This window comes from Palleronia marisminoris, from assembly GCF_900172315.1.
GTDB classification, from domain to species: Bacteria; Pseudomonadota; Alphaproteobacteria; order Rhodobacterales; family Rhodobacteraceae; genus Palleronia; species Palleronia marisminoris.
The window spans coordinates 111,692-127,424 of sequence record NZ_FWFV01000005.1; the positions used below are offsets into that span (position 1 = coordinate 111,692).

Here is a 15,733-nt window from a genome sequence, read left to right on the forward strand (position 1 = left end):
CAACGGAAAGGGATTGCGACCCTCACGCCGATCGGCAGCAGACTGCGTGGATCATTCCGCGATCCGACTGATGCCGCCTTCTTCGGTGACCTCCAGGTGGCGCGCCCGGTCCGTCAACTCGGCGAACAGCTCCGCCCCGGTCCCCGTCATCCACGCCTGCGCGCCGAGCGCGTCGATCTCGTCATAGAGCGCCGCCCGCCGGGTGGCATCGAGATGGGCGGCGATCTCGTCCAGAAGCAGCAGCGGGGGGGTGCCGATCTCATCTCTCAGCGCCCGCGCATTGGCGAGGATCAGCGAGACCAGCAGCGCCTTCTGCTCGCCGGTCGAGCACCGCTCGGCCGGGACGCCCTTGTCCCGATAGACGGCCCGCAGATCCGCCCGGTGCGGCCCCACCAGCGTCCGTCCCGCCGCCATGTCGCGCGGACGGCCCTCTTCCAGCGCCTGAAGCGAGAACGCAGGCACCCCATCGGGGTCCGCGATCGCAAGGTCCGACACGGGAAAGGCCGTCTCGGCCCCCTCCTGTGCTTCGGCAATGCGGGCGACTGCATGAGCCCTGCCAGCGATGATGTCGGCGCCCGCATCCGCCATCTGCGCCTCGACCGCGCGATACCAGCCGGGATCGCGCACCTGGTCCTTGAGCATCCGGTTCCGCTCGCGCATCGCCTTCTCATAGGCAAGGCTCGCCTCGGCGTGGCCGGGAAGAAAGGACAGCGTCACCCGGTCGAGGAAGCGCCGCCGCCCGTCCGCCCCCTCGATCCACAGCCGGTCCATCGAGGGGACGAGCCAGAGCACCCGGCACATCTGCCCGAGCGCCGATTGCGGTGCCGCCTTGCCGTCGATCCGAACGGTGCGGCCGTGGTCGGGCTCGACCCGCGTGTCGATCTCGTGGAGCGCCTCGCCCTGCCGAAGCTCGGCCCCGACCCGCCAGCCCAGTGATTCGGGCAGACGCATCAACTCGTCGGCGGCGGCGCGGCGCAAACCGCGGCCCGGCGACAGCATCGACACCGCTTCGATCAGGTTGGTCTTGCCCGCCCCGTTGGGCCCGTAAATCGCGATCGGGCGTGAGTCGAGTTCCAGCACCGAGTGCCGGTGCGAGCGAAAATGCGAAAGTTCGAGCCGCGTCAGATACATGCGCGCCCCGCTCCTTCATTCTGCGAGAAATACTCCGGGGGTCCGGGGGCAGCGCCCCCGGTCCATAGCCCCGTCACACGCGCATCGGCATCACGACATAGACCGCGCTGTCATCCGATCCCTCGCGCATCAGCGTCGGATCGCCACTGGAGTTGAACAGGAACACCGCGTTCTCGCGATCCACCTGGCTCGCTATCTCCAGAAGGTACTTGGCGTTGAAACCAATCTCGAGCTTCTCGTCGGAGTAGGCGACGACCAGTTCCTCTTCCGCATTCCCTGCGTCGGGCGCGTTGACCGACAGGATCAGCCGATCCTCGTCCAGTTGCAGCTTAACCGCCCGCGATCGCTCGCTGGACACGGTGGCCACGCGGTCCACCGCCTTGGCGAAGTCGCTCGCGTCGACTTCCAGCCGCTTCTGGTTGTTGGTCGGGATGACGCGGGTGTAGTCGGGGAAGGTTCCGTCAATCACCTTCGAGGTCAGCGTGATCTCGGGCGTGGCGAAGCGGATCTTGGTCTCGCTGACCGACACCGCGATCTCCATGTCGTCGTCTTCCAGAAGCTTGCGCAGTTCGTTCACCGCCTTGCGGGGCACGATCACGCCGGGCATCGTCTCGGCCCCGTCGGGGAGGCCCGCGTCGATCCGCGCAAGGCGGTGGCCGTCGGTGGCGACGCAGCGCAGGACGCGGCCCGAGTTGGCCTCGGCGACGTGCATGTAGACGCCGTTCAGATAGTAGCGCGTCTCTTCGGTCGAGATCGCGAATTTCGACTTGTCGAACAGGCGGCGCAGAACCGGGGCGGGTGCCGCGAAATTGGCCGAGTATTCGGCGTTCGCCATGACCGGGAAGTCCTGCCGGGGCAGGGTGGCCAGCGCGAAGTGCGAGCGCCCGGCCTCGACCGAAAGACGACCGCTCGCGCCGTCGTCGGTGAGGTTCACCAGCGCGCCGTCGGGCAGCTTGCGCACGATCTCGTGGAAGGTGACGGCGTTCACCGTGGTCGCGCCGGCGCGTTCGACCTTGGCCGGAGCCTTGTCCACCACCTCGATATCAAGGTCGGTGGCGCGGAAGTGGACCTCGTCGCCCTCGGCCTCGATCAGCACGTTGGCCAGGATCGGGATGGTGTTCCGACGCTCGACCACCGACTGCGCCCGCGCGACCGCGCGAAGAAGCGCGCCACGCTCGATGCTGAACTTCATCTTTCTCTCCACCGAATACGTCGGGAGCGCCACGCTAGCCTCTCGGGCGCATGGCGCAACCGTATTTTCACGGGAAACGGCCGGATCGTGGCCGATCAGACATGGAATCGCAGGATCAGCGCGTCGTCAGCGCCCGGCGGAGCAATTCGACGTCTTCGGCGAGGGTCGCGTCCTGGGCCATCAGGTCCTCGACGCGGCGCACGCCGTACATGATCGTCGTGTGATCGCGCCCGTTGAACTTGCGCCCGATCTCGGGGAGCGAACGGTTCGTCAGTCCCTTCGACAGGTACATCGCGACCTGCCGCGGACGCGCATAGACCCGGTTGCGCTTGTGGCCCAGAAGGTCGGACATGCGGATCATGTAGTGATCCGCGACCGTGCGCTGGATCTCGTCGATCGTGACCTTGCGATCGGCCTCCTTCAGCAGGTCGTGCAGGAATTCGTGCGCCATCGGCACGTCGACCTCGCGCCCGAGGAAGGACGAGTGCGCGAAAAGCCGCGTCATCGCGCCCTCGAGCTCGCGGACGTTCTGGGTGATCCGCAGGGCGAGGAACTCCATCACGCCGTCGGCAATGTAGGCGCCGGGGAACTGCTTGGCGAAGAGGTCGAACTTGCGCTGCAGGATCCCGAGGCGCAGCTCGTAGCTGGTCGGGTGGATGTCGATGACGAGGCCCGAATTCAGGCGGCTGACGATCCGCTTCTCCAGCCCGTCGATGTCGCCTGGCGCGCTGTCGGCGGACAGGACGATCTGCTTCTTCTGGTCAACCAGCGCGTTGAAGGTGTGGAAGAATTCTTCCTGCGTGCTGTCCTTGCCGGCGATGAACTTGATGTCGTCCACCATCAGCACGTCGACCGAGCGAAAGAGCTCCTTGAAGCCGATCATGTCCTTTTCGCGCAGCGCCTGCACGAAGCGGTGCATGAAGACCTCGGCCGAGATGTAGAGCACCTTGGTCGAGGGGTCGCGGGCCTGAAGCTCCCACGCGATGGCGTGCATCAGGTGCGTCTTGCCGAGGCCGACGCCGCCGTAGAGGAACAGCGGGTTGAACGAGACTTCGCCCCCGTCGGCGACCCGGCGTGCGGCGGCATGAGCCAGCTCGTTGGGCTTGCCGACCACGAAGGTGTCGAAGGTCTGGTTCGTGTCGAGCCGGATCGAATCCGACGCCGTGACCGGGCGCACGCCCTTCGGCGCGGCCGCGACCTTGCGGGGCCGCCCGGGTGCCGCGGCGACGGGTGCGTGCGGTTGGGGCTGGTCGTCGTGCGTGGCCGGGTCATCGGCGGCCTTGCGGACCACGAAGCGCAGACGCGACACGTCCAGCCCATGGGCCCCGGCCTCGCCCAGGATCGCCTCGCGGAAGTAGCGGTCGACCCAGTTGCCCATGAAGTTCGACTGCACGGTGAACGTCATCACGCCGGATTCGAGCGCTTCGAAGCGCAGCGGTTCGATCCAGGTGACGTAGTTGTTGTGCCCGACCTTCTTCTTCAGTCCCTGCCTGATTTCGCCCCAGTTTTCGTTCGTCATCACATCCCACCACTGCCGATCGCTGCCCGCCTCCCCAAAGGCGGTCGTTTCATGCAATTCGGCCGAGGGACGCAGCCACGACCCCTCCGCCCCGCGAAGACGGGTTGGCGGCGTCGGAAACTGACGCGTGGCATACCGATTCCGGACGGGTGGCAGCCCGCCAGTGTTTCGGTTGTGACTACTCGGACAGGAAGGCGCCGCTGCGCCGGATTTGCACCGGCTTATACGCGTCTGGATGAGGGCGTCTCGCGTTCGTTCGCAACGATTTCGCGCCCTGTTCCGGCCTCCGTCATCCCCCAGCATTGAATCGCTTGAGGGACCATAGCGACCCCGCTTGCCCCGGCACAAGATGGACAAACTCGTTGACTCGGCTTTTCCCGAAAGGAATCGCCGGGCCCCGGATTCGAGGCGAGGGCCTCTTGCAGGCAAGGCCTTGAAAACAAGAAAGCGCGCCGGGTCAGGGCGCGCTTCCACGTTGTAACAGAGGGGGATTTGATCAGGCGAGGGCCTTCACGCGGCTCGCCAGGCGCGACATCTTCCGCGCCGCGGTGTTCTTGTGCATCACGCCCTTCGAGACGCCGCGCATCAGCTCGGGCTGGGCACTTTGCAGGGCCTCTTTCGCGACGGCCTGGTCGCCCGAGGCGATCGCCTCTTCGACGCGACGCAGGAAGGTGCGGATGCGCGAGCGGCGGGCCTTGTTGATTTCGTAGCGGCGCTCGTTCTGGCGGGCGCGCTTCTTGGACTGGGGCGTGTTTGCCATGTGTGTCTGTCTCTCTCGGGTCAGCGTATATCGGTTCGCGCGGGAAGACCCGAGAGCCCGGGTTCACCAACCGGGACGTCCGGCCTAGCGGGCCTCACACGCATGTATCGGGCGCCTGTACAGGATACGGGCCGCCACGTAAAGCCCCGCGGCCCTCTAGCGGTCGCGGAACTGGGCTTCGCGCTTTTCGAGGAAGGCGGCCATGCCCTCGGTCTGGTCCTCGGTCGCGAAGAGCGCCTGGAACAGGCGGCGCTCGTGCAGGACGCCCTCGGCCAGCGTCGTCTCGTAAGAGCGGTTCACCGCTTCCTTGACTGCCATGACCGCGATCTGGCTTTTCTCCGAGATCTTCTGGGCGGCGGACATTGCCTCGTCCATCAGCTTCTTGGCCGGGACCACGCGGCTGACGAGGCCCGAGCGCTCGGCCTCTTCCGCGTCCATGAACCGGCCGGTCAGATGCATCTCCATCGCCTTGGACTTGCCGACGAGGCGGGTCAGGCGCTGCGTCCCGCCGAGTCCGGCAACGATCCCAAGGTTGATCTCGGGCTGACCGAACTTGGCGCTGTCGGACGCGATGATGAAGTCGCACATCAGCGCCAACTCGCATCCTCCGCCAAGGGCGTAGCCCGAGACGGCGGCGATGATCGGCTTGCGGCACCGTTCGATAACGCCGACGTCGCGAACGAACATGTCGCCCATGAACACGTCGACGAAGCTGCGCTCGGCCATCTCCTTGATATCGACACCGGCGGCGAATGCCTTTTCCGAGCCGGTGACGATGATGGCGCGGACCTTCTCGTTGGCCTCGGCCTCTGAAACGGCCTGTGCCAGTTCGCCGAGGAGCTGCGCGTTCAGCGCGTTCATGGCGTCCGGGCGATTCAATCGGATCAGCGCGACGTGATCCTCGGTCTCGACGACAATGGTCTTGAAGGCCATGGCCCCGCTTTCGTTGTGAGCGTCAGGGACCGAGCCTTATCAACCCCCACCGTCCGTTCAAGCTATCTTTGACAGGTGGCGCAGTAGAAGCTCGACCGTCCCGACTGGACGATGCGGCGGATCGTGCCGGGGCAGCCGGGAGTGACGCAGGGGCGTCCCTCGCGATCATAGACGCGAAAATTGTGCTGGAAGTACCCGAGCGCCCCGTCCGCCTGGCGGTAGTCCCGCAAGGAGGATCCGCCCGCCTCGATGGCCCGCGCCAGGGTCTCGCGGATCGCGGGGACGAGGGCGCGAACCCGGGGCACGGCGATCCGTCCGGCCTTCCGCATGGGCGAGATTCCGGCCAGGTGCAGCGCCTCGCACACATATATGTTTCCCAGCCCTGCGACGATCTTCTGGTCCAGCAGCGCGGATTTCACCGGCGTGTTGCGCCCCCGGAAGGCCGTCACGAGGTGCGATTCGTCGAATCCGTTGCCCAAGGGCTCGGGGCCCAGCTTGGCCAGAAGCCAGTGCGAATCGATCGTGTCGCTGGGCGCGAGATCCATTGCGCCGAAGCGGCGGGGATCGTTGAAGGTGATGCGCGCGCCATCGTCGAGGTGAAGGACGACGTGGTCGTGCTTTTCCGGGGCTGCGTGCTCGTGGACGTAGCCGGCGGTCGGCGCGCCTTCGACCAGCATTCGCCCCGACATGCCCAGGTGGACGATCAGCGTCTCGCCCCGGTCGAGCGTCACCAGCAGGTATTTCGACCGCCGCCCCAGATGCCCGATCCGCGCGCCCTCGAGCCGCTCGGCCATCCGCTCGGGGAAGGGCCAGCGCAGGTCGGGGCGGCGGATCTCGGCGCGGGCGATCACGCGCCCTTCCATCGCCGGGGCCAGCCCGCGACGAACCGTCTCGACTTCGGGCAATTCGGGCATTCCGTCCCTCTCGTGATCGGGCCATTCATTGTAAGCGCGGGGCAGGGGCCTATAAGGTGTGTGAAACACGAAGGACCGCAAGAGCCCATGGCCGACAGCGACGACACCACTCATTTCGGATACGAGACCATCCGCGAGGCAGAGAAGGCCGGGCGTGTGCACGGCGTCTTCACCTCGGTCGCCTCGCGCTACGACGTGATGAACGACGTCATGAGCCTCGGCGTCCATCGCCTCTGGAAGGACGCGATGATGGACTGGCTGGCACCGCGAGCGGGTCAGCGGCTGCTCGACGTGGCGGGCGGGACGGGCGACGTGGCATTCCGCTTCCTTCGGCGTGCGCCTTCGGCCAAGGCCACGGTTCTCGACCTGACCGAGTCGATGCTGGATGCGGGGCGCGAGCGGGCCGAGGCTGAGAGTCTCGCGGGCCGGCTCGACTGGGTCGTCGGCGACGCGATGGCGCTGCCGTTCGAGGATCGCAGCTTCGACGTCTACACCATCTCGTTCGGCATCCGGAACGTCACGCGGATCCAGGACGCGCTGTCCGAGGCCTATCGCGTGCTGAAACCGGGCGGTCGCCTCATGGTGCTTGAGTTCAGCCAGATCCCGAACGACATGATGCAGCGGGCCTACGACCTCTATTCCTTCAAAGTGATCCCGCGGATGGGGCAGGCGATCGCGCGGGACCGGGCGTCGTACCAGTACCTGGTGGAATCGATCCGCCGTTTCCCAGACCAGGAGACGTTCGCCGGCATGATTCGCGACGCGGGCTTCGAGCAGGTGCGCTATCGCAACCTCTCGATGGGCATCGCGGCGCTGCACTCGGGATGGAAGATCTGAGCCGTTGAGAGGTCCGCACAACATCTGGCGACTGATCCGGACCGGTGCGACGCTGGAACGAACCGGAGCGATGACGGTCGTTCTGGATGCCTTCGGTGCGCCCAGGTCCCTGCGGATTGCCGCGCGGGCGCTCGGGTGGCCCTTCAAGTGGTTGGGCTACAAGGGCGACCCGAACCTGCCGCCTGCGACGCGGGCAATTACCGCGCTTGGCCCTGCCTACATCAAGTTCGGTCAGGTTCTGTCGACCCGGCCAGACGTGGTCGGAAGCGAGGTGGCCCTTCAGCTTCGGATGCTGCAGGACAAGCTGCCGCCCTTCCCGCGCGACGAGGCGCTGGCGATGATCCGGTCCGAACTGGGCCTCGACCCCGAGATCGTCTTCGAGGATTTTTCCGAGCCCGTCGCCGCCGCCTCGATCGCGCAGGTCCACCACGCCCGGATCCGCGAGACGGGGCAGGAGGTCGCGGTGAAGGTCCTGCGCCCGGGTATCGAACGCGCCTTTCGCAAGGACGTGGACGCCTTCTACCTCGCCGCGCGGATGGTTTCGCTGCTCGCGCCCGGGGCACGGCGCCTTCGGCCAATGGACGTGATCCGGCATTTCGATGGCGTCGTGCGGGGTGAGCTCGACCTGCGACTCGAGACCTCCGCCTCGGCCGAGTTCCTGGCCAACACCGAGAAGGACGAGGGTTTCCGCGTGCCGCACGTGCACTGGTTCCTGTCGTCCCGCCGGGTGATGACGCTGGAATGGGCCGACGGGATTTCCGCGCACGATATCGAGGCGATCGACGCCGCCGGGCACGACCGCAAGGCGCTGGCCGAACGGGTCTTGCGGCTGTTTCTCAGCCACGCCCTGCGCGACGGGTTCTTCCATGCGGACATGCACCAGGGGAATCTGAAAATCGCGCGGAACGGGGACATCATCGCGCTTGATTTCGGGATCATGGGTCGGCTCGACGCCTATACCCGCCGGGTGTATGCCGAGATTCTCTTCGGGTTCATCCGCAAGGACTATCACCGCGTCGCTGAAGTCCATTTCGAGGCCGGCTACGTGCCCCCCGATCAGGACGTCGACGAATTTGCCCGTGCGCTGCGCGCCGTCGGTGAACCGATCTTCGGGATGGACGCCACCCGCATTTCGATGGGGCGGCTTCTGCACTACCTCTTCGAGGTAACCGAACGCTTCGGCATGGAAACGCGGACCGAGCTCATCCTGCTGCAACGCACGATGGTCGTGGTCGAGGGGGTGTCCCGCTCGCTCTATCCGCAGATCAACATCTGGGAGGTCGCGCAGCCGATCGTCGAGGACTACATCCGCGACAATCTTGGGCCAAGGGCGCTTCTGCGCGACCTTGCCCGGACCGCCATCGTCCTTGCCCGCTTCGGGCCGAGACTGCCGCAACTGGCCGAGAAGATACTGGTGGAAAAGGAGTTCGAGGTCGAGGTGGAACCGCTCCCCTCGTTCTTCTCGCGCCCCCTCGCCGCAGCGTTGCTGTCCTCGGGATTCACCGCGCTACTGGTGCTGGGCATCCTCGCGATCTGACACGTCAGGCCGGATCGCGCACGGCCGCGACGTCAGAGGCGGTGATCTTCTTGCCCCCTTCCAGCACCAGCGTCACGCCGTCCGGGGCGCGCTGCACTTCCCTAACTTTCGCGTAGCCGGCAACCTGCTGGCTTGCGACGAGTTCGCCCTTCGAGAAGCTTTCGACCTCGAATGTATAGTAGCCGAACGGCGCCGCCCCTGCGGCGGTCAGCCCAGTCCATTCTTCGGGGGCGCCCGTTCCATCCACGGTGAATCGATCGATCTCGGCGCCGTTCTCGGCGCGTACGACCAATTGATGGGTCTCGCCCCTGGTGGCCGCCTCGGGTGCCAACTGCACGGTGGTGCCGTTGAACTTGAGCGGAGCGGTCGCCTTCACCTCGCGGCCGATCCACGACGTGTAGGCCGCGAAATCGCCGCCGGCCGAGGTCATCTGGGTCAAGAGATCGTTGGTCTTCACCTGCTGTTCGACGCTCGAGAACGTGGCAAGCTGAACCGCGAACTCTTCGGCTTTCATGGGATCCATAGGATCCTGATTGCTGATCTGGGTCGTCAGAAGCTTCAGGAACGTCTCGAAGTCCGAGTTGATCGCCTTGGCGGCCGCCGGCTCGATCGCGTTCGTGGGCTTCAGAGCTTGGTTAGTGGTGGACGAAATATCCATGAGTCCTCACATTCTGATGTCGAGTCCGCCATCCCCCGACGGGCGGAGGACGGGTCGGTCGATCTCGGGGCCGGCGTTCGAAAATACGCCGAACGCCTGCCTTGGTGTCTGTCTCTGGGCATCGGGAGGAGGTCGCTGATCGCGGTTGGCAAACTCGATGGTCGCTTCGCCCAGACCAGCTTCGCGCAGCGCGGCGGCGAGTTCCGAGGCGTGGCGGCGCAAAAGGTGGAGCGTATCCTCCCGCTCCACGTTCAGGACGACCGAGATGCCCTGCTCATGGTGCGACATGCTGATTCGGACCCGACCCAGTTCCTCGGGCGACAGGCGCAGTTCGATGGTGCCGTTCTGCGCCTTGACCGTGGCTTCGACGATCGAGTTGAGCACTGGCCGTGCCTCGGCCGTCGGGGCAAACAGCGCGGTCGGAGTCGAACGGGAGGGAGATGCTCCGGGTTCTATCTGAACCATGTTGACTGCATCGGCCTGCAGCCGCATCCCGCTGTCCTCCGCCGTCACCTCGGCCGCCGCTTTCGGTGTCGTTGGAAATGCGATGGTGGGCTCATTCTGTGCGATGTGCCTATCTATCCCGGCGGCCTTGGGCGCAACTCGCACATCCGTGATTTCGCCCTCCGGCGCAATTGCGGCGGCGTCGAACGCTTGTTCTGCGTCGGTCGTGGCCGGGATGTGGATCGCGGTTCCGCGGGAAAGCAAGGACGCACCTTCCCGCGGTATGGCGGGCAGCATCACATTGGCTTGGGCCAATGCAGAGGTCTGAGCGGGGGACGCGGGCGCGCTTGACGCTTCGCTTGCGGCCGCGCCAGTCAATGCTGCGGATGCGTGTTGCGGGTCCAGAGAGGCTTGCAAAGCTTGCGGTCCCGTTTCGGCCGGCACGAGTGCTTGCAGATTCGGCGGGCCCGATCGTGCTTTGGGAGCCTGACTTTCCGCCGCACCGTCCGCGGGGGCGGCGGTCGCAGCAGCTTTGCCCAAGACAAGCGGAAGAAACTCTTCTTCGATCGGCTCGGCACTGGCCGGCGCACCGTTCTCAGCGTCTTCGAGAGGCGTGCCCTCCGCAGGCAGGTCTCCCTCCGCAGACGTTTCACCGTCGGCAGATGCGTCCTCCTCGGCGGTCGCCTCTTCGGTGGCGGCACCGTCTTCTTCCGGCTGCGCCTCGACTTCTCCGCCGGTCTCTTTCGGAGTGCCTCCTTCCAGAGCGGCAAGCGCCCGTGAGAAGGCTGCACCGAGATCGGTGGCAGTCGTTTGTGGCGCCGTGTCCGGGCGGCCCGAGCGGCCGTTTTGGCCAAGCATGATGTGAATCGCGTCCATGGCCATAACTTGCGCCCGAAAACTTACCAATTCTTTACGGGAATCGCGGATCACAAGAACAACGGAGGAAATGAGATGCAGATCGATGCACCAGGCGCGGCGCTGCCGCGACAGGTCGAGATACGGCGCACGGCCGAACGGTTGGAGACCGCGTTCTTGACCGAAATGCTGAAAGGCGCGGGCATCGGCGCGCTCGAGGGTGCGTTCGGCGGTGGTGCCGGTGAGGACCAATTCGCCTCGCTCCTTCGCGAGCAATATGCCGAAAAGATGGTCCAGGCCGGTGGTCTTGGGTTGAGCGAACATATCATGCGCACGATGATGGAGAAGGCGAATGCAGCGGGTAGCGAAACGACTGATTGATCTGCTCGACGCCGAACGGAAAGCCGTTCTGGCCGGCGACCTGCCAGCGGCGGTCGCCCTGACCGAGCGCAAGGAGGCACTGGTCGCGAAGCTGGAGGGCGACAAGCCGGATGCAAACGCGGTCGAGGCGATCCGGAGCCGCGCGACGCGCAATGCCGCGCTTCTGGCCGCGGCGCTGAAGGGAGCGCAGGCGGCACGCGAAAAGGTCGCCGCGATCCTCGCCGCGAAACCGCTCAAGACCTACGGGTCCGACGGACGAAGCGTCACCTTGGGCCAGAGTGACGGCGGCTTCGAACGCCGGGCTTGAAGCAGGAATATTCCGCGCGATGCCATGCCGATTGCACTGCTCGGGTTAATGTAGGAACAATCGGGGGCCTATTCCGGAGGTCCTGTGCTCGATCCTGCCGCCCGACGCCTTATCGATCCGCCGCTCAACAGGATTGGGCGACGGATCGCGCGATACGGGGTCGGCGCAGATGCAGTAACCCTCGTCGGTTTGGGCATCGGGCTGTGCGCCGCAACCGCCGCGGCCGTCGGCGCGTTCGGCGCGGCGCTTGGACTTCTGCTGCTGTCGCGACTCGCTGACGGCCTCGACGGCGCTGTTGCGAGGGCCACGCGGAAAACGGATTTCGGCGGGTACCTGGATATCGCGGCCGACTTCTTCTTCTACGGTGCCTTTCCGCTGGGCTTTGCGATATATGCCCCCGCCGACAACGCGCTCGCCGCCGCTGTCCTGCTGACCAGCTTCTACGTCAACGGTACGAGCTTTCTCGGCTATGCGATCCTTGCCGAAAAGCACGGCCTGAAGACCGATGCGCGTGGTGAAAAGACGCTCTACTTCTCTAACGGCCTTCTGGAAGGCACCGAGACCATCCTGTTCTTCGTTCTTCTCTGCCTCTTGCCGGGCCTTTTCGCGCTGTTGGCCTACGTCTTCGGCGCGCTCTGCTTTGTCACCGCCGTCCTGCGCGTTGTCGCGGCGCGGCGACTGTTTCCGCATTGAGAGGACCATCATGCGTCTGCTTCCATTCCTAGCCGCTCTTTTGCCGACTGCGACGCTCGCCGCACCTGACCCGTCGAACTGGGGCACGGTACTCGAGGAAGCCCGGGGGCAGACGGTGTATTGGCACGCCTGGGGCGGGTCGACCGCGACGAACGACTTCATCACTTGGCTGGGCGACCGCGTCTCCGACGAATACGGCGTCACCCTCGAGCACGTGAAGTTGACCGATACGGCCGATGCCGTCACCCGCGTTCTGAGCGAGAAGCAGGCAGGGGCCAATACCGGAGGTGCGGTCGACCTCGTCTGGATCAACGGTGCCAACTTCGCGACCATGAAGGAGGCCGATTTGCTGTTCGGGCCCTACGCGACCGAGCTGCCGAATTATGATCTCGTCGCCGAAGAGGGCGTCGTCACCACCGATTTCGGCATGCCGGTCGAGGGGTTCGAAAGTCCTTGGGCCAAGGCGCAGTTCGTCTTCATGTATGACAGCGCTGATGCCGAGCCGTTGGATAGCATGGAGGCGCTGCAGCAGTGGGCCGCCGAGAATCCCGGCCGGTTCACGTTTCCGCAGCCCCCCGATTTCCTGGGCACGACCTTCCTCAAGCAGGCTCTCGTCAGCCTCGTCGACGACCCGTCCGTCCTGCAAGACCCGGTCGATGCGCACGATTTCGACGACGTGACCCAGCCGCTCTGGACCTATCTGGACGAGCTGACGCCGAACCTGTGGCGAGGCGGAGCGGCTTATCCGTCCAGCGGTCCGGCGCAGTTCCAGCTCATCACCGATGAAGAGATCGACATTGCCCCGTCGCTATCGCCCTCCGAGGCCTCGACCGCGATCACGAACTTTCAGCTGCCCGAAAGCGTACGCACATTCGTCCCCGACGACGGCACGATCGGGAATGTCAGCTTTGTCGCGATCCCATACAACTCGGATGCCAAGGCAGGGGCGATGGTCGTGGCGAACGAACTCCTCGCCCCGGAGGTCCAGCTTCACGCCCAGGATCCGGACGTGTTGGGCTATGGAACCGTGCTGGACATTGACAAGCTGACCACCACCCAGGCGCAAGCCTTTGCGGACCTCAACCTCGGCGTGGCGACGCTCGGACCGTCCGAGCTGGGCGAGGCCCTTCCTGAGCCCGATGCGACCTGGTCGAAGGCCATCGAGGCAGCCTGGATCGAGCGGTACGGCGCCGAGTGATCCCGAACGTGCGCGGCCGATGCTGAGGTTTCTGCCGGCCCTGACGCTCATGGCGATGCTGGGTCCGGTGGTGGCCGGGCTTCTGGGGGCGCTTCTGCCGGCCTCGGGGCACCTTCCGGCTGCGGGGTTCCACGGACCGTCCCTTCTCGCGGTTCGCCAGCTTCTGGACTGGCCGGGGCTGGCCGAGGCATCGCGGCTATCGGTCACGACCGGGGTACTGGCGACCGCCGGATCGCTGGGCATCGTGACGCTGATCGTGGCCGGCTGGTCCGGAACGCGGGCTTTCGCATGGCTTGAACGAGCGCTCTCGCCGCTGCTTTCGGTGCCTCACGCAGCGGCGGCTTTCGGGCTTGCGTTTCTCGTGGCGCCCTCGGGTTGGCTGATGCGTCTCGTTGCGCCCCTTGCAGGGTGGGAGCGGCCGCCCGACATGCTGATCGTCGGCGATTCCTTCGGGCTGACGATGACAGCCGGGCTGATCGCCAAGGAGGTGCCGTTCCTCCTTCTGATGACCCTCGCGGCGCTACCTCAAGCCCGAGGGACGCCCACGATGCTTGTCGCGCGCAGCCTGGGGTATGGGCGCATGACGGGCTGGCTCAAGACGGTGTTCCCCAGCGTCTACGCCCAGATCCGTCTCCCGGTCTATGTCGTGCTGGCCTATTCCATGTCCGTCGTGGACGTCGCCCTGATCCTCGGGCCGACCACGCCCGCGACGCTGTCGGTGCAGATCGTGCACTGGATGGGCACGCCGGAGCTTTCGGCGCGACTGACGGCGGCAGCCGGTGCGATCTGGCAGGCGATTCTCGTGGGGGTGATGCTGCTGCTGTGGCGCGCGGGCGAACATGTCCTTGCGAGGCAGGGGAGGCGATGGGCCGCAGGCGGGCGACGAACTCACGGCGACGGTGTCCTGAGGGCCATGGGTTTGCCGCTGGCGGTGGTGTCGGCCCTGTCGGTGCTTCTCGGCCTCGTGCTTCTTGCGCTCTGGTCCGTGGCCACGCGGTGGCGCTGGCCCGAGCTTGCGCCCTCTGGCCTGACGATGCGCACGTGGAGCCGTCACGCTTCCGGCATCTCCGACGCAGCCGGCGACACATTTCTGATCGCTGGCATCGTGACAGGGATGGCGCTGGTCCTGACCATCGGCTGCCTCGAGTCCGAGCACCGTTTTGGCCGGGAAATGACCCGGCGCGCGACCTTGCTGCTGTATCTCCCCCTGCTTGTCCCGCAGACCGCGTTCCTTCCGGGGCTCCAGACGTTTCTGCTGTCGATCGACGCGGATACCGGGCGGGTTCCCGTCATCGCGGCGCACCTCGTCTTCGTCTTGCCCTATGTTTTCCTGTCGCTGGGCGATCCGTGGCGGGCTTGGGACGTGCGGAACGCAACGGTTGCCGCAGGGCTCGGCGCATCACCCGACCGGGTGCTGCTGGCGGTGCGTCTGCCGATGCTTCTCGGCCCCCTGTTGACAGCGGTGGCCATCGGGGTGGCGGTGAGCGTTGGCCTGTATCTACCCACACTCCTGATCGGCGGGGGCCGTGTCTCCACTCTCACGACCGAGGCCGTCTCGCTATCTTCGGGCGGGGACCGCCGCGCCATCGGTGCCTTTGCCCTGGCGCAGACGGCTGCCGCGCTGCTGCCTTTCGCCCTCGCTATCGGGCTACCTGCGCTCGTCTACCGCAACCGGAGGGGGCTCCGTGGCTGAGGGGTTGAACATCGAGAGGGTCCGGATTGCCCTGAACGGGGAATCGCTCGTGTCGCTCGACGCCTTCATCCGTCCCGGTGAGGTGTTGACGGTCATGGGGCCGTCGGGGTCCGGCAAGTCCACCTTGCTTGCCTATCTCACCGGCACGTTGCCTCCGGCGTTTCAAGCCGAGGGACGTGTCCTTCTGAACGGACGCGACATCACCGACCTGCCGACCGAACGTCGGCGGATCGGTATCCTGTTTCAGGACGACCTGTTGTTCCCGCACCTGTCGGTCGCCGGCAATCTCGCCTTCGGCCTTCCCCGCAGTGGCTCTGCCGACCGGCGCGCCCGGATCGAAGATGCCCTGTCCGAAGTCGGCCTGTCCGGTTTTGGCCAGCGCGATCCCGCGACGCTTTCGGGCGGTCAGCGCGCACGGGTCGCGTTGATGCGGACTCTCTTGGCGGCGCCCGGGGCGTTGCTTCTGGACGAGCCGTTCTCGCGCCTCGATGCCGATCGCAGGGTGCGAACGCGCGACATGGTATTTGACGTCGCGCGCCAGCGGGCGTTGCCCGTTGTCCTCGTCACGCACGACGCCGGAGACGCCGAGGCTGCGGGCGGGACCTGCGTACGTATCGGTAATTAAGCGAAAACTTTTGCGTAAAACCCGAATGCCGCCCTGCGATGGCCAGGCCGGAATTA

16 protein-coding genes are annotated in these 15,733 nt (G+C 65.9%); 8 read left to right on the top strand and 8 right to left on the bottom strand.

All coding sequences use genetic code 11. The features are described 5' to 3' along the window. Positions 1 to 51: 51 nt before the first annotated feature. From recF to mutM, 6 genes are all read right to left on the bottom strand, one after another. Positions 52 to 1,131 carry a DNA replication/repair protein RecF gene (gene recF, locus PAM7066_RS09965; protein ID WP_085854024.1) on the bottom strand — a complete coding sequence of 360 codons (1,080 nt, stop codon included), beginning with the start codon at positions 1,129 to 1,131 and terminating at the stop codon, positions 52 to 54. Positions 1,132 to 1,204: 73 nt separating this feature from the next. Continuing rightward, positions 1,205 to 2,323, bottom strand: a complete 1,119-nt coding sequence (gene dnaN / locus PAM7066_RS09970; protein WP_085854025.1) for a DNA polymerase III subunit beta — start codon at positions 2,321 to 2,323, stop codon at positions 1,205 to 1,207. Positions 2,324 to 2,438: 115 nt separating this feature from the next. Further along, positions 2,439 to 3,842, bottom strand: a complete 1,404-nt coding sequence (gene dnaA / locus PAM7066_RS09975; protein ID WP_217639951.1) for a chromosomal replication initiator protein DnaA — start codon at positions 3,840 to 3,842, stop codon at positions 2,439 to 2,441. Positions 3,843 to 4,338: 496 nt separating this feature from the next. Further along, positions 4,339 to 4,602, bottom strand: coding sequence for a 30S ribosomal protein S20 (gene rpsT, locus PAM7066_RS09980; RefSeq protein ID WP_085854027.1), 264 nt, complete (start codon positions 4,600 to 4,602; stop codon positions 4,339 to 4,341). 156 nt (positions 4,603 to 4,758) lie between these two features. Continuing rightward, complete coding sequence (locus PAM7066_RS09985) at positions 4,759 to 5,535, bottom strand: enoyl-CoA hydratase (protein ID WP_085854028.1); 777 nt, start codon at positions 5,533 to 5,535, stop codon at positions 4,759 to 4,761. 62 nt (positions 5,536 to 5,597) lie between these two features. After that, on the bottom strand, positions 5,598 to 6,449 hold the full coding sequence (gene mutM / locus PAM7066_RS09990) for a bifunctional DNA-formamidopyrimidine glycosylase/DNA-(apurinic or apyrimidinic site) lyase (protein ID WP_085854029.1): 852 nt from the start codon (positions 6,447 to 6,449) through the stop codon (positions 5,598 to 5,600). Between the two features lie 87 nt (positions 6,450 to 6,536). On the opposite strand from mutM, the gene ubiE reads away from it, so the two are divergent. Beyond that, complete coding sequence (ubiE, locus tag PAM7066_RS09995) at positions 6,537 to 7,286, top strand: bifunctional demethylmenaquinone methyltransferase/2-methoxy-6-polyprenyl-1,4-benzoquinol methylase UbiE (protein WP_085854030.1); 750 nt, start codon at positions 6,537 to 6,539, stop codon at positions 7,284 to 7,286. 4 nt (positions 7,287 to 7,290) lie between these two features. Further along, complete coding sequence (gene ubiB, locus PAM7066_RS10000; protein WP_085854031.1) at positions 7,291 to 8,823, top strand: 2-polyprenylphenol 6-hydroxylase; 1,533 nt, start codon at positions 7,291 to 7,293, stop codon at positions 8,821 to 8,823. 4 nt (positions 8,824 to 8,827) lie between these two features. Here ubiB and PAM7066_RS10005 read toward each other — a convergent pair whose 3' ends face one another. Together PAM7066_RS10005 and PAM7066_RS19575 are read right to left on the bottom strand one after the other, a co-directional pair. Then, entirely contained in the window at positions 8,828 to 9,481 is a 654-nt protein-coding gene (locus tag PAM7066_RS10005) for a flagellar hook capping FlgD N-terminal domain-containing protein (protein ID WP_085854032.1), read from the bottom strand. Positions 9,482 to 9,487: 6 nt separating this feature from the next. Then, complete coding sequence (locus PAM7066_RS19575) at positions 9,488 to 10,807, bottom strand: flagellar hook-length control protein FliK (protein WP_085854033.1); 1,320 nt, start codon at positions 10,805 to 10,807, stop codon at positions 9,488 to 9,490. Between the two features lie 159 nt (positions 10,808 to 10,966). On the opposite strand from PAM7066_RS19575, the gene PAM7066_RS10015 reads away from it, so the two are divergent. From PAM7066_RS10015 to PAM7066_RS10040, 6 genes are all read left to right on the top strand, one after another. Next, a complete protein-coding gene (locus tag PAM7066_RS10015) occupies positions 10,967 to 11,161 on the top strand; it encodes a rod-binding protein (RefSeq protein ID WP_245749661.1) in 195 nt (64 codons plus the stop codon). Next, entirely contained in the window at positions 11,133 to 11,468 is a 336-nt protein-coding gene (locus PAM7066_RS10020) for a hypothetical protein (protein ID WP_085854035.1), read from the top strand. The genes PAM7066_RS10015 and PAM7066_RS10020 overlap by 29 nt, the downstream gene beginning before the upstream one ends. Positions 11,469 to 11,552: 84 nt before the next feature. Beyond that, on the top strand, positions 11,553 to 12,161 hold the full coding sequence (locus PAM7066_RS10025; RefSeq protein ID WP_085854036.1) for a CDP-alcohol phosphatidyltransferase family protein: 609 nt from the start codon (positions 11,553 to 11,555) through the stop codon (positions 12,159 to 12,161). A gap of 10 nt (positions 12,162 to 12,171) precedes the next feature. Beyond that, complete coding sequence (locus PAM7066_RS10030; RefSeq protein WP_085854037.1) at positions 12,172 to 13,359, top strand: ABC transporter substrate-binding protein; 1,188 nt, start codon at positions 12,172 to 12,174, stop codon at positions 13,357 to 13,359. A 19-nt stretch (positions 13,360 to 13,378) separates the two neighbouring features. After that, positions 13,379 to 15,052 carry an ABC transporter permease gene (locus PAM7066_RS10035; protein ID WP_085854038.1) on the top strand — a complete coding sequence of 558 codons (1,674 nt, stop codon included), beginning with the start codon at positions 13,379 to 13,381 and terminating at the stop codon, positions 15,050 to 15,052. Then, positions 15,045 to 15,677: an ATP-binding cassette domain-containing protein gene (locus tag PAM7066_RS10040; protein WP_085854039.1), complete on the top strand. Its 633-nt coding sequence runs from the start codon at positions 15,045 to 15,047 to the stop codon at positions 15,675 to 15,677. The genes PAM7066_RS10035 and PAM7066_RS10040 overlap by 8 nt, the downstream gene beginning before the upstream one ends. Positions 15,678 to 15,733 lie beyond the last annotated feature (56 nt).